This is a genomic window from Sorangium sp. So ce302 (genome assembly GCF_051530145.1).
GTDB classification, from domain to species: domain Bacteria; phylum Myxococcota_A; class Polyangia; order Polyangiales; family Polyangiaceae; genus Sorangium; species Sorangium cellulosum_B.
The window spans coordinates 8,586,112-8,609,821 of record NZ_CP150326.1; the positions used below are offsets into that span (position 1 = coordinate 8,586,112).

General features: G+C 72.3%; 15 protein-coding genes. 8 read left to right on the top strand and 7 right to left on the bottom strand.

The window, feature by feature from the left end:
- Nucleotides 1-98 precede the first annotated feature (98 nt).
- Complete coding sequence (locus WME73_RS32505; RefSeq protein ID WP_437293756.1) at nt 99-428, bottom strand: SPW repeat domain-containing protein; 330 nt, start codon at nt 426-428, stop codon at nt 99-101.
- A 321-nt stretch (nt 429-749) separates the two neighbouring features.
- On the opposite strand from WME73_RS32505, the gene WME73_RS32510 reads away from it, so the two are divergent.
- Nucleotides 750-1,859: a THUMP domain-containing class I SAM-dependent RNA methyltransferase gene (locus WME73_RS32510; protein ID WP_437912059.1), complete on the top strand. Its 1,110-nt coding sequence runs from the start codon at nt 750-752 to the stop codon at nt 1,857-1,859.
- 63 nt (nt 1,860-1,922) lie between these two features.
- Here WME73_RS32510 and WME73_RS32515 read toward each other — a convergent pair whose 3' ends face one another.
- Complete coding sequence (locus WME73_RS32515) at nt 1,923-4,001, bottom strand: protein kinase domain-containing protein (protein WP_437912060.1); 2,079 nt, start codon at nt 3,999-4,001, stop codon at nt 1,923-1,925.
- Between the two features lie 529 nt (nt 4,002-4,530).
- Between WME73_RS32515 and WME73_RS32520 the strand changes: the two genes are divergently transcribed.
- From WME73_RS32520 to WME73_RS32535, 4 genes are all read left to right on the top strand, one after another.
- Nucleotides 4,531-9,513 (top strand): zinc-dependent metalloprotease, encoded by a 4,983-nt coding sequence (locus tag WME73_RS32520; protein ID WP_437912061.1) that lies wholly within the window; start codon nt 4,531-4,533, stop codon nt 9,511-9,513.
- A 202-nt stretch (nt 9,514-9,715) separates the two neighbouring features.
- Nucleotides 9,716-11,200, top strand: coding sequence for an IS4 family transposase (locus WME73_RS32525; protein WP_437911522.1), 1,485 nt, complete (start codon nt 9,716-9,718; stop codon nt 11,198-11,200).
- 226 nt (nt 11,201-11,426) lie between these two features.
- Nucleotides 11,427-12,017 carry an N-acetyltransferase family protein gene (locus WME73_RS32530; protein WP_437740239.1) on the top strand — a complete coding sequence of 197 codons (591 nt, stop codon included), beginning with the start codon at nt 11,427-11,429 and terminating at the stop codon, nt 12,015-12,017.
- Between the two features lie 200 nt (nt 12,018-12,217).
- Nucleotides 12,218-13,417 (top strand): MFS transporter, encoded by a 1,200-nt coding sequence (locus WME73_RS32535; protein WP_437740240.1) that lies wholly within the window; start codon nt 12,218-12,220, stop codon nt 13,415-13,417.
- Between the two features lie 197 nt (nt 13,418-13,614).
- On the opposite strand, the gene WME73_RS32540 is transcribed toward WME73_RS32535, so the two are convergent.
- Nucleotides 13,615-14,847: a M14 family metallopeptidase gene (locus tag WME73_RS32540; protein WP_437912062.1), complete on the bottom strand. Its 1,233-nt coding sequence runs from the start codon at nt 14,845-14,847 to the stop codon at nt 13,615-13,617.
- A 108-nt stretch (nt 14,848-14,955) separates the two neighbouring features.
- On the opposite strand from WME73_RS32540, the gene WME73_RS32545 reads away from it, so the two are divergent.
- Both WME73_RS32545 and WME73_RS32550 read left to right on the top strand, forming a co-directional pair.
- The gene (locus WME73_RS32545) at nt 14,956-15,507 is read left to right on the top strand and encodes a hypothetical protein (RefSeq protein ID WP_437851146.1); all 552 of its coding nucleotides are present in this window, start codon (nt 14,956-14,958) and stop codon (nt 15,505-15,507) included.
- Between the two features lie 103 nt (nt 15,508-15,610).
- Nucleotides 15,611-18,004 (top strand): fused MFS/spermidine synthase, encoded by a 2,394-nt coding sequence (locus tag WME73_RS32550; protein WP_437912063.1) that lies wholly within the window; start codon nt 15,611-15,613, stop codon nt 18,002-18,004.
- A gap of 6 nt (nt 18,005-18,010) precedes the next feature.
- Here the strand turns inward: WME73_RS32550 and WME73_RS32555 are convergent, their stop codons facing one another.
- A complete protein-coding gene (locus WME73_RS32555) occupies nt 18,011-18,835 on the bottom strand; it encodes an OmpA family protein (protein WP_437542823.1) in 825 nt (274 codons plus the stop codon).
- A gap of 100 nt (nt 18,836-18,935) precedes the next feature.
- On the opposite strand from WME73_RS32555, the gene larE reads away from it, so the two are divergent.
- Nucleotides 18,936-19,796, top strand: coding sequence for an ATP-dependent sacrificial sulfur transferase LarE (gene larE, locus WME73_RS32560; protein ID WP_437740245.1), 861 nt, complete (start codon nt 18,936-18,938; stop codon nt 19,794-19,796).
- Nucleotides 19,797-19,815: 19 nt separating this feature from the next.
- On the opposite strand, the gene WME73_RS32565 is transcribed toward larE, so the two are convergent.
- From WME73_RS32565 to WME73_RS32575, 3 genes are all read right to left on the bottom strand, one after another.
- Nucleotides 19,816-20,682: a pyruvate, water dikinase regulatory protein gene (locus tag WME73_RS32565; protein ID WP_437912064.1), complete on the bottom strand. Its 867-nt coding sequence runs from the start codon at nt 20,680-20,682 to the stop codon at nt 19,816-19,818.
- An 80-nt stretch (nt 20,683-20,762) separates the two neighbouring features.
- Entirely contained in the window at nt 20,763-21,863 is a 1,101-nt protein-coding gene (gene dnaJ, locus WME73_RS32570; RefSeq protein ID WP_437740247.1) for a molecular chaperone DnaJ, read from the bottom strand.
- Nucleotides 21,864-21,915: 52 nt separating this feature from the next.
- Nucleotides 21,916-23,664 (bottom strand): class I adenylate-forming enzyme family protein, encoded by a 1,749-nt coding sequence (locus tag WME73_RS32575; RefSeq protein WP_437740248.1) that lies wholly within the window; start codon nt 23,662-23,664, stop codon nt 21,916-21,918.
- Nucleotides 23,665-23,710: the final 46 nt, after the last annotated feature.

Sequence of the window (23,710 nt, forward strand, 5' to 3'; positions counted from 1 at the left end):
GAGGCGAACACGCCGCGCGCCGCCAGCGCGCAGCTGGGGGAGCGCCGTCGGCGCCCCCGGGCCGGCCCTCCGGCCGCGGCGGCGCGGCCGTTCGGCGCCTACACGCGCCGCGCGGCCCGCGAGCCCCGCACCGCGACGTCGGTCGCGAGGAGCGACACGACGAGGATGCCGACGGCGACGAGCGCGTTGTTCCACACCGTCGCCATCAGCAGCGCCGGTATCGTCCAGGCGCTGACGAAGAGCCACACCGCCAGGATCGCGGTGGCGTAACGCGCCCTCGGCGCCCAGAGCGCGATCAGGGCGAAGACGACGCACAGCGCGCCCACCACCCAGGTGTTGGTGAACTCGTCCCGGCCGTGGCGCCAGAGGAACGCGGAGATCAAGAGCCAGATCCCGAGCGCGATGTTGATGCCACGCAAAGCCGCCATCCGATGCTCCATTGGCCTCCCTCCCTCGCGGATCGCCGTGCCGGCGCCTCCGCCGCGCGACGCCCTGGCTCCCTCGCTCTGCCCGCTCGCCGCGGCCTCGGGCCAGGCGTCCTGCCCGAGCGGCCTCGGCCCGCCGACCGCGGAGCCCGCTCACCCCACCTGCCGAGCGCCGGCGTCCCTGCGCCCGGTCCACACACCCCAGAGCTCAGCGAACGCCGTGCGAATCCAGTGCCACGCGCCTCGCCCTGGGAGCGGCCGCGCGGCCAGAGGCCGCGTTCGTGAGGGCCGCCGCGCGGCGGTTCGGCTAGAAGCCCCGTCGCCATGGACTTCTTCGCGACCGCCGCCAAAGGAACCGAGCCCGCCCTCCGCGACGAGCTCCGCGAGCACCGGTTCCGCGGCGTCCGCGCGGATCGCGGCGGCGTCCACTTCTCCGGCCCGCCGGACGACGGCTTCCGCGCGTGCATCGAGCTCCGCACCGCCGTGCGCGTGCTCGTCGAGCTCGCCTCGTTCGACGCGCCCAGCGGGGACGCGCTCTACGAGGGCGTCTCGCGCGTCGACTGGGCCCCTTACCTGAGCCCGGTCCACACGCTCGCCGTCCGCGCCTCCTGCCGCTCGAGCGCGCTGACCCACACCCAGTTCATCGCGCAGCGGACCAAGGACGCCATCGTCGACCAGATCCGGCGCCGCGTCGGCGCCCGCCCGTCGGTCGACCTCGACGACCCGGATCTCGCCCTCTTCCTCCACCTCGTCCGCGACCGCGCGACGCTCTACGCCGACCTCGGCGGCGCCGCGCTCCACCGCCGCGGCTACCGCACGCACATCGGCGGCGCGCCGCTCAAGGAGACGCTCGCCGCCGCGCTGCTCCGCCTCTCCGGCTGGGACCGCGCCCGCCCGTTCGTCGACCCGATGTGCGGCGCCGGCACCATCGCCCTCGAGGCCGCGCTCTGGGCGCGGGACATCGCCCCCGGCCTGCGCGCGCAGCGCTTCGGCTTCGAGCGGTGGGCGTGCCACGATCAGGCCGCCGCGCGGCGCACGACCGAGCTCCGCGACGCCGCCCGCGCGCGGATCCGGCCCGAGGGCCCCGCGATCGTCGCCGCCGACATCGACCCCCGCGCCACCGAGATCACCCGCGGCAACGCCCGGATGGCCGGCGTGCAGATCGAGGTCCGCTGTCAGTCCATCACCGCGCTCGCCCCGACCGCGCCGCCGGGCCACGTCCTGACCAACCCGCCGTACGGCGAGCGCCTGCCGGGGACGCTGGCCCTCTACCGCGACATGGCGGCGGCGCTGTCGCGGCTCGAGGGCCACCGCGTCGCCATCCTCGCCGGCACCGAGGACATCGAGCACGCCATGCGCAGGAGGCCGGAGCGCTCGCTCACCGTGTTCAACGGCCCGATCGAGTGCCGGCTGCTGACGTACGACATCCCCTGAACCGGCGCGCGGTGTCGGAGAGGGCGCGCCGCGCGGGAGGGCGCGTGCGAGACGTGCGAGACGTCAGGAGAGCAGGCGCATCACAAGGAACATCGCCAGCGCCGTCAGGAGCATCCCGGCGACGAAGCCGATGATGAGCCCCCGCTTGCCGGCGAGCCAGCTCGGCTCCCGCGCCTGCGGAGGCGCCGGCGCAGGCGCAGGCGGCGCCTGGGGCACGACGACGTGATCGGGCATCGTCGCGCGGCGCTCCAGCACCGTGCGCTGCTCTGCGATGGTCGTGGCGAGCTCGAACGGCAGCGACGCCGCCGGGGCTGCCGGCGAGGCGCTGTCGGCCGCCGCCGGCGCCCTCCGTACGACCGCCGCGGAGTCCCCGGCGGTCTCCGCGCTCGCCGCGCCGAACCCCATCGCCCCGAACCCCTGCGGGCTCGCCGCCTGGAGCTCGCCGGGCGTCACCGTGGGCATCTGGCTCTCGGCCGGGGGGTGGGACGAGACCAGCCGGAGCGTGTTGGCGGCGCGCGGCGATCTCCTGTCCCACGCCCCTGCCGCCCCCCCGTCGAGCGGGCTCTGCGGCGTCGCCGGGACCGGCACGGAATCGACGCGCACCAAACCGACCTCGGCCCGCTTCTCGGGCGTGCCCAGCCCGAAGTCCTCGGCGGAGCGGAGCGTCGCCTTCACCTCGCGGCCAGGAGGCGTGATGTCGAGCTCGTCGCCCTCGTCATAGGCCGCCGTGTGGACTCGCACCCTCGCCGGACCGAGGAGCTCGTCGCGACGGACCATGGTGAGCGTGCTGTCGTCGTCCCCGCTCGCGTCGTCGTACGCGCCCGGCTCGGCCAGGCCGTTCCCCGAGAGCAGCGCCTCGCTGGCGCCGTGGGACCAGGACGGGAGCTGCAGCGAGATCTCCGGCACCGACTCCCCGGCCCAGCGCTGCGGCTCGGCGCCCGCCCCCGGCGCGACCGCCTGCGGATCGAGCGTCTGCGGGAGCTCCGAGGGCGGCGGCGCGTGGTGAAGCACCACCGGCGGCGGACGCGCGACCTCGGCGCCCGCCCCCCCGCCGGAGACGAGCGTCCGGGCCGACTCGATCGAGAGCTCCGCCCTGGGCGCCTGGCCGGAGATCGGCGCCGACGTCGAGCTCGGCAGCGACGTCAGCGGCGGGAGCGACATCGGCCCCCGCTGTAGCGACGCGTCCCGCGAGAAGAGCGAGCTCGGCTGCCGGCGCGAGATCGGCCCGAGCCCCACGGCCGTGTCGGGCAGCTCGGCCAGCAGGCAGTGCAGCGTGTACCCGAGCTCGCGCGCCGTCTGGTACCTGTCCGCCGGCTCCTTGGCGAGCGCCTTCACGATCAGCGCCTCGAGGCGCGGGTGGATCCCGGGCGCGCAGCTGCTCGGCGCCGGCACCGGCGCATGGATGTGGAGCGTCGCCGTGTGGAGCGGCGTCTCGCCCTCGAACGGCAGCCGCCCCGTGACGAGCTGGAACAAGAGGACCCCGCAGGTGTACAGGTCGGCCCGCTGATCCACCGGCAGCAGCCCGCACTGCTCCGGAGCCATGTAGGCCGGCGTGCCGACGAACGTGCCCGCGCGCGTCACGACGGACAGCGGGTCGGCGAGGAGCTCGGGCGCCTCGCCGGACGAGCCCGTGTCGAGGATCTTGGCGATCCCGAAATCGAGCACCTTCACCCGCTCGCCGTGAGGGTGCATGGGATCGGGGACCACCATGACGTTCTCGGGCTTCAGATCGCGGTGCACGACGCCCATCTCGTGGGCGACCGCGAGCGCCTCGCACACCTCCGAGAGGATGCGGACCGCCCGCGCCTGGCCGATCGCGCCGTGGCGCTCGAGGAGGACGTAGAGGTCATCCCCCGAGAGCAGCTCCATCACGATGTAGCTGAGGGCGCCCTCGACCCCGTACTCGAAGATCTTGACGGAGTTCGGGTGCTTCACCCGCGCCGCGGCCTTCGCCTCGCGCTGGAAGCGCCGGATGAACGCGCGGTCCCCGGTGAACTCCGGGTTCATGATCTTGATCGCCACCCGGCGGGGCTCGGCGTCGCGCTCGGCGATGAAGACGCTGGCCATGCCGCCCTCGCCGAGGAAGCGGGTGATCGTGAACCGCCCGGCCACCTTGCGGCCGAGGAGCGCTTCATGCCTCATGCGCCCGGCACCTGCCGGCGTCTGCCCCGCTCGCCCGCTTCCGGGCCGCACCGCATGCCCGCCCCAGGGCGGCCGTGCCCCTCGCGCAGGAGAGCGCTGCGCCCATGGCTGTCCGCGCGCCCGCGCGACCCGCGCGTCCGATGCGAGGGAGAGTGCACGCGGCGACCATACCAAAGAACTCGACAGCCGACGACTTGTCGGCCCCCGGCGGCGCGCGGTGCCCCTTCCGCGAGCGCGCGCCGCGCGCCGCCGCGCCCGCGCCGTCGACCGTCCCGAGCACTGCTCCGACCGCCGTCACCCCGGAGACGGGCGCCGGTCGCAAGCTCGTCCGGCAACAGTTAACTCTTTAACGCCACCCCCGATGCACATGTGCGACAGGTGCTTAACTTATCGAAAGAGCTCGCGTTCGAGCGTCGGCGAGCGTTGGCAACGTTCTTGCCTTGGGGGGACTACCTCGCGCTGCGCCCTGTGCGCCGTGAAGGGTCAGCTTGTGCGTCGATCTCGACAGGCAGCTTCCGGAGGATCGTTGATGAATCGAATTTTTAGGCGTGCGGTGCTCCTCGGCACCGTCGCGCTGACCGTCGTGGGGGCGGGCTGCGCCGAGGAGCGGCCGTCCATCAGAAGGGTGCAGAGCGATGCGCTCGCCAAGTCCTTCTTCGTTGGAGGGGACCTCAAAGACATCGTCGATGACCCCGAGTTCTACATGCGGGGTACGGTCGTCGACGTCGGGTACGGCGCCGCCCAAGATGGCCTCTTCACGTCGACCTACGCCCAGCCCGTCTCCCGGATCAAGTGGGAGATCACCGAGCGCCAGCTCAACGCCCGGCTCGCCTACGAGCGCATCGAGGGGACCGACGGCAAGGGCAACAACTATAACGGGCTCACCAAGAAGACGACGAACGACGGTCAGATCGTCGCGAGCTACGCGATCGAGTCGCATTTCGACATCGTCCGCGACTACAACCCCTCGACCGGCGAGGAGTCGAACGTCATCGTCGAGAACACCAGCGACCGGCTCTGGTACGAGCGCGAGTACATCCGCGTCGACTGGTCCCGCAACCTCGCCACCGACGCCTACAACTTCGACACCCTGTCGCAGATCGGCCTCTACGGAGGTGTCGAGTACGAGCCGCTCGCCTATTACGTCAGCGACCCCGCCTCCGCCGACGCCCCGCGGTTCGACGGCGAGAACGGCTACTTCGACGTCACGACGAAGGCGTTCGCCACGCCCGCGCTGCTCGACCTCTCGAGCCTCGGCTGGGGCATCGACAAGTTCCCTGCCTGCATGCTCCCGGGCGACTTCGCCGGCGGCACCGACCCGTACGGCAACTGCAACCCGGTCGAGATCACGATCCGGCAGTCGTTCAAGAAGGTGGTCGACAACGACTACGAGCCGGTCGACTTCGACGGCGTGAGGTTCCAGGCGTTCGGCATCTTCAACTTCGATTACCGCTACGGCTACGAGCGCAACTACGGCATCGTGGACAACCAGTGGCGGCGCTTCGCGGCCCGCTACAACCTCTGGAAGCGCAGCCACTTCTACACGGATCCCGAGGCGATGGAGGGCGCGGTCGCCTGCGCGACCCGGGAGACGGCCCCGGCCGGCGACGTGACCGCCGATCCGAACCTCGACGAGAACAAGGACGGCACCGCGGACGTGTGCGCGGCGGCCGGCGCGGGCTCGCAGTGCGACGTGTACAAGCAGAAGTGCACGCTGCCTTACACGGAGCGCGAGGCCGTCGTCATCCCCTGGTACGTCGGCGGCAACACGTCGGAGGACATCTTCGAGGCGACCCAGTGGGCCACCGAGGAGTGGGATCTCGCGATGAAGACCGCGATCCAGACGTCGCGCCTCGTCGAGTGCCGGAAGACGGGCGGCCAGGACTGCGACGCGAAGTTCCCGATGTGGAAGGGCCAGCAGGACGACATCGACGAGGCCGTCGCGCTCTCGCGCGCGCTGAACGCGTGCCGCCGCGAGCAGGGCTGGGACGCGCCGGCGTGCGACGACCAGGCCAAGCAGGCCGTGGAGCAGCTCTCTCAGCGGCGGGGCGGCGACCAGGCGACGCTCGCGATCGGAAGCGTCGTCACGCAGCCTTCGGTGATCGTGCTCTGCCACAACCCCATCGTGGAGGGCGATCACCCCGCCTGCGGCGACACGAGCGTCCCCCTCGAGGAGCGCGTCGCCCCGCGGCTCGGCGACCTCCGCTACAACAGCGTGCTCATCGTCGAGAAGCCGCAGACCCCGTCGCCCTGGGGCATCATGGTCGACGCCGACGACCCGATCACGGGCGAGAAGGTGGCCGCCAGCATCAACATCTGGAGCCACGTCACCGACTCCGCGGCGCAGCAGCTCGTCGACATCGTCCGCTACATCAACGGCGAGATCCCGACCTCCGAGATCACCGACGGCACGTACATCCGTGACTGGGCGCAGGCGAGCCGCATGTCCGGCGGCGGCCAGGGGCCCACGATGACGAAGCAGGAGGTCACGTCGCGGCTCGCGAGCGCCACGAAGCTCGACGCCGAGGCGTACGCGGGCCTCGTCGCGCAGGGCGTCTCCCCCCAGCTCAAGGCGCTCATCGAGCCGATGAAGGCGAAGGTCGCCGACATCGCGGTGCGGGGCGACGTCCCCTCCCCGCAGCAGGCGGTCGTGGGCGCCCGCATGAAGGCCGCCCGGGGCAGCCTCGCCGAGTCGGAGCTCCTGAACCCGGCGATGCTGAAGCGCGCGGGCGTCCCCGCCGGCCTGCCCATCGAGGGCCCGCTCGCGGACGCGGCGTCGCCGTTCGCGATGAACAACCCGAAGATGCACTCGCAGCTCCGCCGCATGCACGACAACGCGCTCGCCGAGCGCGGCGCCTGCATCCTGCACGAGGCCCCCGAGGCCTCGGCGATGACGGGCCTCGCGGAGGCGCTCCGCGAGAAGTTCCCCGTCGGCGACGACGAGACGGCCGACGAGAAGCGGGGGCGCTACGAGAAGATGTTCAAGTACATCCAGCGCCGCTACCAGTACGCGGTCATCGCGCACGAGATGGGGCACTCCATCGGCCTCCGGCACAACTTCGTGAGCAGCTACGCCTCGCTCTTCTTCCGGCCCCAGTACTGGCAGCTCAGGACGAAGAACGGGAAGGTCAAGGCGGCGTGCACCGGTGAGGCGGACGAGAGCCCGGAGCAGTGCGTCGGCCCTCGCTACTTCGACGCGATCACGGACGAAGAGCAGAAGAACATGATCTGGATGTTCCAGCACTCCACGGTCATGGACTACCCGGGCGACGTCTCGCAGGACCTGGTCGGCCTGGGCGTCTACGACTTCGCCGCCGCGCGCTTCTTCTACGGCGACAACGTGAGCGTCTACGACAACGGCGACCGCAACTACCTCGCCGGCGGCAGGGTCGGCGGCGGGCTCCTCGCCGCGACGGACAACTTCGGCGGGCTGGCCGGCATCAAGTACGGCATGTTCGCGAAGGGCAACGCCACGAGCGCGCCCAGCGTCAACGACTTCCACTACTCCCAGCTGCAATCGCAGTACGAGGTCATCCGCGACTGCTACGACGTGGAGGCGACCCCGCCCGCGACGTGGAACGAGCAGCTCGACGGCAAGTGGCACCCGCTCCTCGACGGCGGCATCGTCACGGTCGGCGAGGAGACGAAGCGCTGCCGCCAGCAGCCGGTCGACTACGTCGGCTGGAAGCAGCTGCGCAAGCCGCAGGACAGCGAGACCGCGATCGGCGCATTCCGCGGCGGCCCGGCGGTCGACGCCCAGAACCGCGTCCGCGTGCCGTACGGGTTCGCGACCGACAACTGGGCCGACACCGGCAACGTCTCGGTCTTCCGCCACGACAACGGCGCCGACCCGTACGAGCAGCTGATGTTCCTGCTCACCACCCAGGAGAACAGGCACATCTTCGACAACTTCCGGCGCAACCGCACGACGTTCAGCGTCCGCGCCGCGGCGGACAGGTCCTACAGCCGCTACAACGAGAAGATGCTCGGCATCGCCGGCGGCATCGGGTTCTACGGGACGATCTACCAGGATCTCGCGACGAACCAGGGCCTGTCGTTCGACACGCTGTGGCCGCTCCTCGTCGAGGGCAGCCTGCAGGAGAACGTCGTGGCCGCGACGGTGGCGTTCGATCACTTCACGAGGCAGCTCGCCCGCCCGGAGGAGGGGCCGCACTACCTGCGCGATCCGCTGTTCAACGACCCGGTCCTCCGCTCGAACCTCGACGGCGACGACTACGGCGCCGGCGAGGACTTCGGCTCCTTCGGCGGCACGACCAACAGCCCGGTGCTGGTGCAGATCCCGAACGGCTCGACCGGCTACCTGAAGGACATCGGGTTCGGCGGTCACCCGCTCGAGAACAGGAACTCGGAGAGCAACGGCGACTTCGACACCGACTATTCGTTCAACGCGGGCAGCTACTACGACAAGATCCACACGGCCATCCTGCTCTCCGAGTCGGAGGACCGGTTCGTGAGCCAGTCCCGCCGCGACTTCTACGACGCCCGCTTCCGCGCGGTCGGCATGGCCGACGTGCTGCCCGAGGGCTACCGCCGCGTGCTCGCCAACGCCCTCACCGGCGATCGCTCGCTCCTCGCGCCTCGCCTCGAGGCCGGCGAGGACGGCTTCCCGGTGCTCGACACGGCGAGCAAGGATCCCGACCCGCTGGCGAAGGAGTTCCCGGCGCGCCCGATGGGCTGGGTCAGCTGGTGGCCGAACGAGGGGCCGAAGGTCTGCTTCCCGACCGACGGGAAGAACCTCTGCACGAACTACCTCGGCGGCGACTTCGACCCGGCCGTCGTGGACCGGACCGTCGCTGTCGATCCGCAGATCGGCTGGGAGGTGCAGAAGTTCCTGATCGCGTGGACGCTCGCGAACATCCCCGCGAACGGCAAGACGAACTGGCTCGACATGATGCGCGTCTACCGGCTCGGCAGCGACGCAGACCCGGGCTTCGAGCAGCGCATCGAGTGGCAGGACCCGACGTCCGGGCAGGTCTACTACGCCCGCACGTACGGCATGGAGTGCCTCTTCGGGGCCGGCAAGAACAGGGCGGCCTGCGAGGACTCCGGCGGCAAGTGGGTGCAGAAGGGCATCGCGGCCCGCGTGCTCGAGTACGCCAACGCCCTCACCGCGAAGGGCTACCAGCTCGACGCGAGGCACGAGGCGCAGCCGGGCAACCCGGCGGACAGCATCCCCGCGGATCCCGCGTACGTCGCCGACTACGGCCCCGGCTTCAACAAGTACGGTCGCGCGATGATCACGTACCACCCGGACGGCGCCGCGATCATCATCCCGGATCCGGCGATCAAGGACGTGCCCGCGGTCGGCCCGCTCAAGGAGGTGCCGGCGTGCGATCAGAACATCAACGAGAACTGCACCCAGCTCACCATCTACAAGAACCACTACGCGTACGAGCTGAAGGGCTACAAGTCGGTGCCTGACTACCTGCTCAAGATGATGGCCCAGTTCGGCCTCGCCGACCCGGAGCAGCTGGGCATCTTCCCCGACTGATCCACGCCTCCCCACGCCGGGGCCCCACGCCGGGGCCCCGCGCTCCCCCTCATAAGCGTTAACCAAGCTTCACGCCGCGTTCTCCTACATCCGAACGTGGTCGTGGTCGTGGTCGTTCACGACCTAACGTTGACGACCACGACTGAGGATCCCGCACATCTTTTTTTGATCCGTTTCGGACCCGCCAAGCGTCTGAAATGTCATGGGAAATCCCGATGTGCCGGAAACGATGCCGTCGATCGTGCGCGAGTTCGAGACGGTGCAGCTGGGCGATGCGCGCCTGCATCAGCGGGTCCGGGCGGTGGTGGCACGGCTGAGCGTCGCGCCGGGCGAGAGCTTCCCGGACTCGCTGAAGACAGAGGCAGAGCTGGAGGGCTTCTACCGGCTCCTTGGCAATCAGCGCGTGTCGTATGGTGCGCTGGTGCAGGCCCACAGCGAGCAGACCCTCGAGCGGATGGCCGGTCACGACACGGTTCGCGCGGTGCATGACACCACCGCCGTCGCCTTCGACGGCGACGGCGCACGCAAAGGGCTCGGTCCGCTCAACGGCAAGGACACCCAGGGCTTTTTGGCGCACGCGACGCTCGCCGTGGCCACCGACGCGATCAATCAGCCGCTCGGACTGCTGGGCCTTGCCTGCTGGGCCCGCAAAGCCTCCGCCCTGTCCAAGAGCCCACGCAAGAAGAACAGGACGGGCAGCGACTATGCGCGCGTGACCGACAAGGAGTCGACGCGCTGGCTGCGGCAGGTGGAGGCGGCCGAGCAGGCCGTGGGCGACCGCACGTCGCTGCTGCACATCATGGACCGCGAGGCCGACGCCTACCCGCTTCTGTGCGCCATGGTCGAGCAGGGCCACCGCTTCGTCGTGCGCATGGCGCGCGATCGGAACGTGTCGGAGCTGGCCGAGGATGAGGAAGAAGCGCTCGACGACGGCGCACGGCTGCGGCTGAGCGAGGCGCTGGTCGAGCTGCCGATCCGGCTCAGTCGCGAGGTCGTGCTCACCCAACGCCGCGCCGGCCCTGTCCCGGCGAGCAAGCGCGCGCACCCCGAGCGCTCGGAGCGGAGCGCCACGCTGGGCGTCGGCGCCCGGCGCATAGCGCTGCGCCGTCCGTACTACCTGCCCGAGCTGGCCGAAGAGCTCGCGGTCAACGTCGTGCTGGTGCAGGAGATCGACACGCCCGCGGGCGAAGAGCCGGTCGCGTGGGTGCTGGCGACCAACGAGCCCGTCGACACGCCCGACCAGATCGCAGCGATCGTCGACCATTACCGGGCACGGTGGCTCATCGAGGAGTTCTTCAAGGCCCTGAAGACCGGCTGCGCCCTCGAGACGCGCCAGCTCGAGAGCTTCCGGAGCCTGACGAACGCGCTGGCGCTGTTCGCCCCGATCGCGTGGCAGATGCTGCTGCTGCGCTCTCTGTCCCGCGTTGAGCCCAACGCGCCCGCGGAACGAGCCCTGAACCCCACGCAGCTGAAGCTGCTGCACCAGCACCAGCCCAAGAAGTTGCCGGCTCAGGGGGCGACGGTAGTCGATGCGCTCTACGCCGTTGCCGGTCTTGGTGGACATCTCAAGCGCAACGGTCCGCCTGGCTGGCTGACGCTCGCGCGCGGAATGCAGACCTTGCTCATGCTGGAGACGGGCTGGAACGCCGCCGTTGCCAACTCAGCGAAAACTAAGGGGGAAATGTGATCAATCCTCAGACGACCACGACCACGTTCACGACCACGTAAACGTTCACGTTCACGTTCACGACCACGTAAACGTTCACGTTCACGTTGGTGACGCCCTGAGCAGCGTCCGGCCGTCCGCGTCCCTCAGGCCCGAGATCACCTGGCCGAGCCCGCCTGCTGCCGTTGGAGGTCGCGCGGGCGCCAGGGCGGCACTACGCTCGGCGTGGCGCTGCGCGCGCCGCGGCATGATCCCCTCCCCCGCCCTCCACGCCATCGCCCCGGCCCACCGCTCGGACGCGCGGGCCTTCGCGGCCTACCTCATCGAGCACGTCGCCGAGTCCGGCCGGCGCGGAGTGCCCCATTTCGCCATCGCTACGTCGCTCGCCCCCGACGAGGTCGAGCACAGCGCGCGCGACCGCTGGGGCAAGGGGCTCGACGAGCCGCTCTGGGGGCGGGCCTGGCTGCTCCGGTCGAGCGAGCCGCGGGCGCGCATCATCGGGCACATCGAGCTCCGCGGCGGCCGCGTCTGGTCCGAGGGCCACCGCGCCGTCGTCGCGATGGGCATCCTCGGCCCCCACACCGGGCAGGGCCACGGCCGGCGCCTGCTCGAGACCGCGATCGCGTGGGCCCGCGACGAGGCGGGCCTCGAGTACCTCGACCTCGGCGTCTTCGCCAACAACGAGCGGGCCAGGCGGCTCTACGCGGGGATGGGGTTCGTCCCGATCGGCACCCGGGAGGACGCGTTCCGGGTCGACGGCGCCATTCTGGATGACATCCAGATGACCCTCGCGCTCCGCTCTCCCGACCCGCGCGCGGTCGCCCCGTCGGAGCGCTGAGCCACGGCGCGGGCGTCCCCGGGCCCGCCCGCGGCCCGGCCCGTGCCCCGCACGAGCGCTGGACGCGCGCTGGAGGGTACCCGCCGCGGCGCAGATGCGTCATGAGGACAACGCCGTCCAGGCGCCCGTCCGGAGGCCCGGCCATCGCCGGCCCGGTCGCCGGCGGCCGTCACCGCAGTCCATCGCCACCGAAAGCCATCATGCTCCGCTCGCCGCTCCTGCCGATCTTCCTTACCGTCTTCGTCGACGTCCTCGGCCTCACGCTCGTCCTCCCCCTCCTCCCGTTCTACGCCGAGCACTTCGGCGCCAGCGAGCTCGTGGTCGGCGTGCTCGCGGCGAGCTACGCGGTCTGTCAGCTCGTCTCCGGGCCGATCCTCGGCCGGATCTCGGACCGGGTGGGCCGCAAACCCACGCTGCTCGTGAGCCAGACCGGCACGTTCCTCGGGTTCCTGGTGCTCGGCTCGGCGAGCTCGCTCTGGATGCTGTTCCTCGGGAGGATCATCGACGGGCTCACGGCCGGGAACCTGACGATCGCGCAGGCGTACATCAGCGACGTGACCCGGCCCGAGGAGCGCACCAAGGCGTTCGGCCTGATCGGCATCGCCTTCGGCTCCGGGTTCCTGCTCGGCCCGGCCATCACGGGGGAGCTCGCGAGCCGCTTCGGCTACGGCGCGCCGGCGTACGGGGCGGCGGCGCTGTCGCTCCTGTCGGTCCTCCTCACGGCCACGCTGCTCCCGGCGAAGCCGCCCTTGCCGGCGGCCCAGGACGGGGTGACCGCCGCGGCCGCCCGGCCGGCGTCGCTCGGCCGCGGAGACGCCTTCCGCCGATACTTCGACCGGCCGCTCCCGCGCCGCCGGCTGCTCGAGTTCTTCGCCTTCTCTCTCTCCTTCTCGACGCTCATCGGCGGCCTTGCGCTCTTCCTCGAGCGGCGCTTCGCGTTCGGCGTCAAGGAGACGGGCTATCTCTACGCCTTCTCCGGGCTCATCGGCGGCAGCATCCAGGGCGGCCTGATCGGCCGGCTGGCGAAGCGGTACGGCGAGGAGCGGCTCGCGCTGCTCGGCTTCGGCACGATGGTGGTCGGCTACGGCCTGCTCGGCGTCGCGTACACCCTGCCCGTGCTGCTCACGCTCGTGGGGATCGCGGCGTTCGGCGCGGCGGTGGTGAGGCCGGCCGTCACCACGCTCCTCACGAAGAGCGTCGGCCGCGACGAGCAGGGCGCGGCGCTCGGCGTGAGCCAGTCGCTGGCGAGCATCTCGCAGATCATCGGCCCCATCGGCGCCGGCTGGCTGATCGAGCACCGGGCGCTCGCGGCGTACGGCCTGATGGCGGCGACCTTCGCCGCCCTCGGCGTCCTCCTCGGCCTGCAGAAGATCCCCGTCGGCGAGCCGATCGAGCTCTGAGGAGCGCCGCGCCCGGTTCCTCGCGGAACCACATCGGTCTCCGCCCCCCTCTGCACCAAGCAGAGCGGCAGCAGAGCGGCGGTCACCCGCACAGGAGACGGGCCCAGATCGGCGTTTTCGGCGCGCAAGCGCACTCCGGTGCGCTGAGCACCGAAAACGCCGAGATGGGCCCGTATCCGAAGCGGGTGACCGCCGCTCTAGGCGCGCGCACCCTTCACAAAGGGTAGGAGGGCGTCGACGAGCGGCGGCGTGGCGTCGTCGAGACGCCGGGGGTTGTGCCAGGCGAACGGCTCGACGAGGCGCGACGGCCGGAGGCCGAGCTTGCCGCGCGAGCACTCCACGAGGAGCGACAGCGCCCCGTGACGATCGTGGAGCCAGTCGATCTCCAGGCCGGCCTTGCGGACGCCCCAGGCGAAGCGGACGTAGGGCATGGCGCGGTACGGCCTGCGGTCCGCGGCGCGCGCGACGCGCAGCGCGAAGGCGCGGTGCTCGGCGGCGTCGGCCACGGGCCAGAGGCTGTGCGCCGGCGGGTACAGCACGGCGCCGCCGGCGCTGTGCAGCGACAAGGCGCGGTCGATCCGGCGCGACGACAGCGCGTGCGCGATGGCCTCCACCTCCGGCTCGCTGGCGGGGCGGCTGCCGGGCGAGAAGAGGAGCCCGATGAAGCGCTGGATGAGGCCGCGCTCGTACCATCCCGCGTCGAAGTTCCGGTTCAGGTCGACGCCCCGGGCATTGCCCCGCACGTACCGGTGTCGCCCGGCGCGGAGGTTCATCTCGACGCGGAGGAGCCCATCCGGGTTCACGATCGGGACGGCGAGGATCGACCGGCCCCCGAGGTCCTGGGTCGCGAGGCGATCGAGCAGCGCGAGGTGGGCCTCGATGCCGATCCACTCGAGGGGGTGGATCCCGGACAGGATCACCGTCGTCCGCACGCGCTCACGCGACCCGGCTCCCGTCGAGGGGCGCAGACTGGCGCGCTCGGCGCGCTCGGCCAACCGAGCGAGGGCGGCGTCGCTCGGCGCCGGGTCGTCCGCGCCGCCCGGCGCGCGGCTGCCATCGGGATCCGGCGTGCCATCCGACGTGCCATCGAGCGGACGGAGTGAGACGCCGTTCGCAACGCTCTGTCCTCCCTGGGCGCTCGGCGCCAGGAGGCCTGCGGCTTGCTTCTCGCCGCGCGCAGCGGCCAGGCTGGCTGCGCCGAGGTGAACGGCGAGCAGCGGCTCGCCCCGGATCGAGCGCCCGATCAGCGTGACCTGCGCCCCGCGATCGGCGAGCCGCTCGATCGCCTCCAGGAGCTCGCCGTACCCGCGGTAGGGACCGAGCCCGCGGCGAGCGAGCAGACGGGAGAGCGGCGCGCGTCGGTGTATAAAGAGGGCCGCCCTCAGGGCAGCCCGGCCTTGCTCTTCCGACGCCTGATCGGACTTCGGCATGCAGGGCTCACCTTTACCCTAGATGGCACGAACTATAGACCACCGGCCGCGCGTTCGTGCGATCCGGACCAGGTCAAACCAGGGATTACCGTGGCAGCGGGCGCGCATATGGAATTCGACGGCAGCGGGTGGGCGGAAGGACGTATCGAGCTGCTGCCTCCGAGCCAGGGGTGGTCGCTGCTGTCGCCGGAGCCCGAGGCGCGGATCGACGAGCACCGCTGGGCACATCAGGCGCGCGTCTTCTTCGGGGCGGAGCTCACGCTCGTGCAGAAGAAGGCGTATCCGTCGGGGAGCACGCCGATGGCCGACGCCGTCGAGGTGGACGTCGCGCGCACCTCCTCTTCTTCTACTTCCACGCCACGCGCGACGAGCCGCGTGCTCGTCATGACGGTGCCGCTGGATCGCGCGCCGCTCGTGCGAGCGGCGGCCGCGGCGGGGGTGCGGGCGATCGGCGGGCGCGGGTTCGACGCGCTGCTCGCGCGGGCGCGGCGGGTCTGGCAGGTGCGAGAGCCGCCGATCGCCGGCGACGACGCGCGAGCGCCCCTGGTCGTCACCGCGGTGCTCGCGGCGGTGCTGCTCGCGCCCGTGGTGCCGCCCGGCGAAGAGACGATCTTCGGGGTGAAGGGGGCCAGAGAGCGGCTGCAGCGGCTCGGCTGGTGACGGGGCGGCGCGTCGCGCCCGCCCTCGGCCGCCTGCCGAGGGATGTCGTGCTCGGCGCTCTGAGGTGCCTGCTCGTCGGGCGCCTGTACTAGCGTGCGCGCCCGTGCGCTCCCGCTTCCCGCTCGTGGCCGCCCTGTTCTTCGTCTCTGGCGCGACCGGCCTCCTCTACGAGGTCGCCTTCTCCAAGCTGCTCGCCTACGTCTTCGGCGCCACCGCGTATGCCGTGAGCACGGTCCTCGCCGCCTTCATGGGCGGCCTCGCCCTCGGCGCGCACCTCGGCGGACGCCACGCCGCGTCCGCGCGCCGCCCGCTCGTCGTCTACGGCGCGCTCGAGGTGATCGTCGGCGCGATCTGCGCCGTCTCGCCGTTCCTGTTCGAGGCGCTGACCTCGGCCTACGTCGCCGTCGCCCGCGCAGCGCCCGACTCGCTCGCGCTGCTCACCGCGGCGCGCGCTGCGCTGACCGCGCTCGTGGTCGTCGTCCCCACGGTCGCGATGGGCGCCACGCTGCCGGTGCTCTCGCGCATCCTCCGCGCCGGCGCCGCGCCGGACGGCGGCGCGCCTCCCGCCGAGCACGACGCCGCGCGCCGCCTCGCCTCGCTCTACGCCATCAACACGGCCGGCGGCGCGGCCGGCGCGCTCTCCGGCGCCTACGTGGTCCTCCCGCACCTCGGCATCCGAGGCGCGCTCTGGTCCGCGGCGATCGCCAACCTCGTCCTCGGCGTCGTCGCGATCTCCGCCGGGCTGCGCGGCCCGGCGCCTGCTGCCGCCCCCGACGCGCGCTCCCCCGAGGCCCGCACCGCGGACGCTCCGCTCCCTGCGGCCGCCGGCCGGACCGAGCCGCCGTTCCTGCTCCTGCTCGCGTTCGCGTCGGGCTTCCTGGTCTTCGCCGCCGAGGTGGTCCAGACCCACCTGCTCGCGCTGCTCATCGGCAACAGCGCCTACGCCTTCGGGCTGATGCTCGCCGTCTTCCTCGTCTGCCTCGCGGCCGGCGCCGCGCGCTCGCCTGCCCTCGCGCGCCGCCACGGCGAGGGCGCGCTCTCCCGGGGGCTCGCCGCCGCCGCGCTCTCGCTCGCCGCCACCGTCCCGCTCTGGGACCAGCTCCCGCGGCTCTTCGCCTTCGCGGGCAAGCACGTCGACGGGTGGGCCGGCCGCGAGGCGTGCCGCGCGCTCGCCGCCCTCGCGATCCTCGCGCTGCCCACGCTGTGCATGGGCACCACCTTCCCCCTGCTCCTCGCGCGCGCCGCCGCGCACGCCGACGTCGCAGCGCGCGTCGGCAGGCTGACCTCCGCGAACACCCTGGGCACGATCGCCGGCTCCATCGTTACCGGCTACCTCATCCTGCCCGCGCTCGGCTCCGAGCGCGCGCTCCTGACGATCGCGCTCGCCTTCGCCCTCACGGCCGTCCTCGCCGCCGCGCGCGCCGGGGCGGAGCTCCCCCGCGCCCTCGCGCTGGCCGCGGCGGCGGGGGCGCTCGCCGTGCTCGCGCCCCGCTGGGACATGGCCCGCCTCACGAGCGGCGCGAACGTCTATTTCGCCATGGGGCCGCGCCCCGAGCGCATCGACTTCGTGCGCGAGGACGTGCACGGCGGCGTCACCACGGTCGCGCACCTCGCCGGCGTCACGACCATGTACACGAACGGCAAGTTCCAGGGCGACGACGGCCCCGAGATGACGGCGCAGCGGCGGTTCGCGCACTTCCCCTCGCTCTTCCTCCGCGACACGCGCGCCGCGCTCGTCATCGGCCTGGGCACCGGCACGACGACCGGCACCATCGCGGCCTACCCCTTCGAGCGCATCGACGTCGCCGAGATCTCGCCCGCGATCGTCGAGGCGTCTCGGCGCTTCTTCGCCGGCCCGAGCCTCCGCGCGCTCGACGATCCCCGCGTCCGCCTCTCGCTCAACGACGGCAGGAACGAGCTGCTCGTCGCCGCCCCGGGCCGCTACGATCTCATCGCCATCGAGCTCACCAGCGTCTGGTTCGCGGGCGCCGCGAGCCTCTACAGCCACGAGTTCTACGAGCTGGCCCGGTCGCGGCTCACCGAGGGCGGCGTCTTGCAGCAGTGGGTGCAGCTCCACCACATCCGGCGGCGCGAGCTCGCCGTCGTGGTGAGGACGATGCGCAGCGCATTCCCGCACGTCGCGCTGTTCGTGGGCGGCGCGCAAGGCATCCTCGTCGCGAGCGGCGCGCCGCTCGTCGCCTCGGGGGCGCGCCTCGCCGGGCTCGACGCGCGCCCGTCGCTCCAGGCGACGCTCGCCGGCGCGCGGCTCGAGGACCTCCTCGACGCCCTCGTCACATCGGGCGACGATCTCGATCGCCTCGTCGCCGACGCGGCCGAGGACGGCGGCCCGATCCTGTCCACGGACGACAACCTCTACCTCGAGTACGCCACGCCGAAGGGGAACGTGCTCCCGTACGGCGCGTCGCTCGACGCGACGCTCGCGCTCCTCGAGCGTTACCGGACGCGGGCGCCGCGCGCGCGGCACCTCGCGCCCTGAGGTCGCTCAGCCCCCGCCCGCGGGCGCCGCGCCACCGCCGTCACGTGGCGGCGCGCTCTCCTTGGCCGGCGCGCTCGGCGCGGGGGGCTCGCCCTCCTGCGCCTCCGACGTGGCCCGGGGCTTGACCTGCACCGGCTTGATCTCGTCGCCCGTCGCCACGAAGCCCTTGCGGGGCGGGGGCGCCTTGAGCTGCGCGGCCTGCTCCGCGCGCTGCTTGCGCTGCTCGAGGCTCAGCACCTCCAGCGCCAGGCCGCCCCTGTACGGATCCTGCCCCAGGAAGGGGCGCCCGTTCACCTCGGCCACGTGGAACTCGACCCGGCGGTTCTCGCTGCGGCCTGCCGCGATCTCGTTCGGCCCGAGCGGGCGCGACTCGCCGAAGCCCACGGCGATCAGCCGGTCGCTCTCGACCTCGTGATCGACCAGCCAGTCGGCGACCGCGAGGGCGCGCCGCGCGCTGAGCGCCTGGTTGTGCTCCTCGCTCGACTGCGCGTCCGTGTGCCCCTCGATCCGCAGCCGCGTCACCTCGGGGTGCTCCTTGATGAACTGGAGCAGCGTCTCCAGCGTCTTCTCGCTGCCCGGCCGGATCGTCGCCTTGCTCGTGTCGAAGACGATCTTGCCCTCGATGTAGACCTGGCTCTCCCCGCCCTGCTCCGACCAGGGCTTCTCCGGGTACCATCGCGGGAGCGCCTGCTGCTCCTCGGCGCGCGGCAGCTCCCGCGGCGGCAGCCGGTTGTCGCTGCACCCCTGGCCAGCAAACGCGGCGGGCGCGAGCGCCGCCGCGAGCGCGAACGGCAGGGAGGTGCGGGCGGCCTGCTTCCTCTTCGGGTCCATCTCGCCCTGCAGCGTGTCAGAACCGGCGCTCGGACCGCAAGTAACCTGGCGGACGCCGGGCCGACCGGCGCGGAACGCGGCTTATGGTAAGAGGATCGCCATGTCCGCGCTGTCGTCCACGCCCGAGGGCTCGCCCATCGATGCCAAGCTCGCCGGGCTGCGCGCCCGGCTCCGGGAGCTCGGATCGGTCCTCGTCTGCTACTCCGGCGGGGTCGACAGCGCCTTCGTCCTCGCGGTCGCGCACCAGGAGCTCGGCCCGAGGGCCGTCGGGATGACCGCGGTCTCGCCGAGCCTCGCGCCGGCCGAGAAGGAAGAGGCCACCTCGATCGCCCGGCTGATCGGCGCCGATCACCGGCTCGTCGAGTCGTCCGAGATCGACGATCCGCGCTACGTCGCGAACAACCCGGATCGCTGCTTCCACTGCAAGAGCGAGCTCTACCGGATCGCCGCGCGAAGGCGATCCGAGTGGGCGCTCGCGGCGATCGTGAACGGCACCAACACCGACGACCTCGGCGACTACCGCCCCGGGCTGGAGGCGGCGCGGGAGGCGGGCGTGCTGAGCCCCCTCGTCGAGCTCGGCTTCAGCAAGGCCGATGTGCGCGCCGGCGCGGCGCGCGTCGGCCTGCCCATCTGGGACAAGCCGGCCGCGGCCTGCCTCTCCAGCCGGATCCCTTACGGGACCAGCGTCACGCGCGAGCGGCTCGCGCAGATCGGCGGCTTCGAGGCGGCGCTGCGCGGCATCGGGTTCCGCCAGGTCCGCGTCCGATACCACGACGACCTCGCGCGCATCGAGCTCGACGCGGGCGAGCTCGCGCGCGCCGCCGAGCCGCCGGTGCGCGCCGAGATCGTGGCCGCCGGCAAGCGGCACGGCTTCCGGTACGTGACGCTCGATCTCGGCGGGTACAGGACCGGCAGCCACAACGAGGTCCTCGTCGGCCGCGCCCTCAAGATCGTGAGCTGATCTCGCTGGAGCCGCGGCCTCACACGAGCGAGGAGCGCACGACCTTGGCGCGCTCGTCGCGCTCCTTCAGGTGCTCGAGGATGATCACCGCCGTCTCCTCGATGGCGCGCTTGGTGACGTCGACCACCGGCCACTCCGGGTGCGCGGCGAAGAGACGGTTCGCGAAGTCGAGCTCCTGCCGGACGTGCTCGCGCATCGCGTAGTTGGTCTCGGAGGGCATCCCGAGCTGGCGCAGCCGCGCCTGCCGGATCTCGCAGAGCTGATCGATCCCGATGGTCAGCCCGACGACCCGATCCTGGGGGGCCTCCATCAGCTCGAGCGGCGGCGGGACGCCGAGCACCAGGGGGAGGTTCGCGACCTTGAGGCCGCGCTGCGCGAGCAGCGTCGACAGCGGCGTCTTCGACGTGCGCGAGACGCCGACGAGGACGATGTCGGCCCTCTTGAAGTTCCGCGGCTCCTTCCCGTCGTCGCTCTTCACCGCGAACTCCACCGCCTCGATGCGCCGGAAGTACTCCTCGCTCAGCGGGAGCATCGCGCTCGGCAGGTTGATCGGCTCCCGGTCGAGGAAGGTGCCGAGCCGGACGATGAGCGAGCCGATCAGATCGATCGCCTCGATGTTCAGCTCGGCGGTGGACGCATGCAGGAACTCGCGCAGCTCGGGGCTCACCACGGTGAACACGACGAGCGCGCCCTCCCGGGCCGCGCGCTCGAGCACCGGCCGCGCGACCTCCGGCGTGCGCACCCGCGTGTGGAGGCGGATCTGCACCCCCGCGTCCGGGTACTGGAGGAGCGCTGCGCGCACGGCCTTCTCCGCCGTCTCTCCGGTGGAGTCGCTCAGGACGTCGATGAACTTCGCCTTGTCCATGTCCGATGCCTCCGTCGCCATGTCGGCTCAGGCGCTCGAAGCAGAGCTCGTGCCTCGGCGTTCAGAAGAACGCGGAGGATCGCGCGCGGCCGCGCGCCAGGTCAACCAAACAGCCCCTTCAGCTTCTCCATGAAGGTGGCCTGCTGAGGCTGCACGTTCTCGCCGAGGTCCTTCGCCAGCTGCGCGATGAGCTCCCGCTGCGTCGCGGTGAGCTGCGTCGGCACCTCGACGCTCACCTCGACGAGCTGGTCGCCGCGCCCGCCCACGACGCGACGCGGTATGCCCCTGCCCTTGATCCGGAGCACCGCGCCGGGCTGCGTGCCCGGGGGGATGCGGAGCCGGCCCTTCCCCTCCAGCGTCGGGATCTCCAGCTCGCCGCCGAGCGCCGCGCGCGCGAACGAGATCGGCACGGAGCACACCACGTCGTCGCCGACGCGGCGGAAGAGCTCGTGCGGCGAGACGCGGATGGTGAGCTCCAGATCGCCCGGCCCCCGGTCGGAGCGGACGGCGTTGCCGCCGCGCTCCACGAGCCGCGTCGCGCCGTTCTCCACGCCCGGAGGGATCGTCACCTCGATGGTCTTCTGCTTCGCCGCGAGGCCGGCGCCGCGGCACGTCCTGCACGGGTCGGTCACGATCCGCCCCGTGCCGCGGCACCGCCCGCAGGGGCGCTCGATCGCGATGGGGAACATCCCCTGCTGCATCCGGACGCGGCCGCGGCCCGAGCACGCCGAGCAGCGCTCGGTCGACGCGCCCGGCGCGGAGCCCGAGCCGGCGCAGTCGCCGCACGGCTCGACGCGATCGTAGGTGATCTCCTTCGCGCAGCCGAACGCCGCCTCCTCGAAGGTGATCCGCACCTCCTTCTGCAGCGTCCCGCGGTCGCCGACCCGGATGCCCAGGGCGCCGAGGAGATCGCCGAAGATGGCGTCCAGGTTGAGGTCCTGCATGTCGAAGGGCACGCCCGGGACCCCCGAGCCGGCGGAGGCGCCGACGGCGGCGGGGCCGAACCGATCGAACGCCGCGCGCTTCTGCGGATCGCTCAGGATCTGGTAGGCCGCGTTCAGCTCCTTGAAGCGGACGTGCGCGCCCTGATCCCCCGGGTTCTTGTCGGGATGGTGCTGGCCGGCGAGCCGCCGGAAGGCGCTCTTGATTTCATCCTGCGTCGAGGAACGCTCGACGCCCAATACTTCGTACGGATCCCGCACGACGTGCGAAATAGCATCGATCGCCCTCCCGGGACAGCGGCTACCGGGCCGCCTAATCCGCTGATTTCCCTTCGGGCCCGGCGAGTTCGCGCTTCATCACCTTGCCCGTCGGGTTGCGCGGCAGCGCGTCGACGAAGACGACCTCGCGCGGGACCTTCGGGCCCGCGAGCCGCGCGCGGCAGTGCGCCCGGATGTCGCCCTCGCTCGCGGTCGCGCCGGGGCGCAGGGCGACGACCGCGCGCACGCGCTCCCCGAAGGCGCGATCCGGGACGCCCACCACCGCGGCCTCGGCGACCGCCGGGTGCTCGTGGAGGACCGACTCCACCTCGGCGGGGTACACGTTCACGCCCCCCGAGATGATGAGCTCCCGCTTGCGGCCCTCGAGGTGGTAGCAGCCGCGCGCGTCGCGGCGGGCGAGGTCGCCGACCGAGAAGTAGCCGTCGCGCGTCGACTCCCGCGTGGCGCCTGGGTCCCTGTGGTAGCCGGAGACCAGCAAGGAGCTCCTCACGTAAAGCTCGCCCACCTCGCCGTCCTGGCACGGCGTCCCGTCCTCGCGCGCGAGCAGCAGCTCGCTGCCGGCGACGGGGCGCCCGATGGTGCCCGGCGAGGCGCGCAGATCCCCGGGGCCCGCGATCGTCACGATGCCCGTCTCGGTCGCGCCGTAGAAGTTGAAGAGCCGGTCGCCGAACGCCGCCATCACCTCCGCCGCGAGCGCCGGCGAGAGCGGCGCGCCGCCCACGAAGATCGCGGTGAGCGACGACGTGTCGTAGGCGCTGAGCCGCGCCTCGCCGAGCTCGAGGACGCGGTGGAGCATCGTCGGGACGACCGCCGTGGTGGTCACGCGGTACCGCTGGATCGCCTCGAGGAAGAGCTCGGGCTGGAACTCCGGGAGGATCACGATCGTGGCGCCGACGATGAGCGACAGGTTGACGAAGCCGAGCGCCGTGAGGTGGTAGAGCGGGCACACGGCGAGGTGCACGTCCCCCGCGCGCATCGGGGTCGCGCCGATGGCCCCGAGCGCCGGGAGGACGATGCCGCCGCCGAAGCCGCGCACCGCGCCCTTCGGCTTGCCGGTGGTGCCGGACGTGTACATCACCACCGCGGCGCGCTCGCTCCGATCCGGCGAGGCGCCCCGCTCGGCGCCGCGCTCGGCGAGGAGGTCGTCGAGGTGCGAGAAGCCCGGGGCGCGCTCGCCGATCGCGATCATCTCCTCGGGCGGGATCCCCTCGAGCCGCGGCGCGGCCTCGCGGATCACCCCGGCGATGTCGGAGTCGAACAGGAGCAGGCGCGCCCCGGAGTGGCCGGCGAGGTAGGCGAGCTCCGCGGGGGTCGATCGCCACGAGGCCGCCACCACGGACGCGCCGACGCGGGCCAGCGCGACCTGGCACATCAGGAACTCGGGGCGGTTCTTGAGCGCGAGCAGCACGGTGACGCCCGGGCCGACGCCGCGCCGGTCGAGCGCGGAGCCCAGCCGATCGATGGCCTCGTTCAGCGCGAAGAAGGAGTAGACCCGATCCTCGGCCGGGGGTCCCGCGCCTCGCTCCGCCGCGCGGGGCGCGAGGCTCGCGAGGCCCAGCGGCTCGATCACCGCGATCCGGTGGGGGCTGTTCTCGGCGTGGAAACGGAACAAGAGCGACGGGTTCGCCTTGCCTCTCGCGAGCTCGCGCGCGAGCACCTTGAGCCCCGGCCAACGCAGCGCGGCGAGCAGCCCCGCCCGCGTCACTGCCCGCCCGGCGGCGAGCGTCGCGTCGATCGTGCCTCGCCCGCTCGCCAGCGCGGCCCTGACCCCTGCGAGTCGCATGGCCGGCGACTTTACTCTGGTCCGCATTGGCCCGCATGCGCCGTGG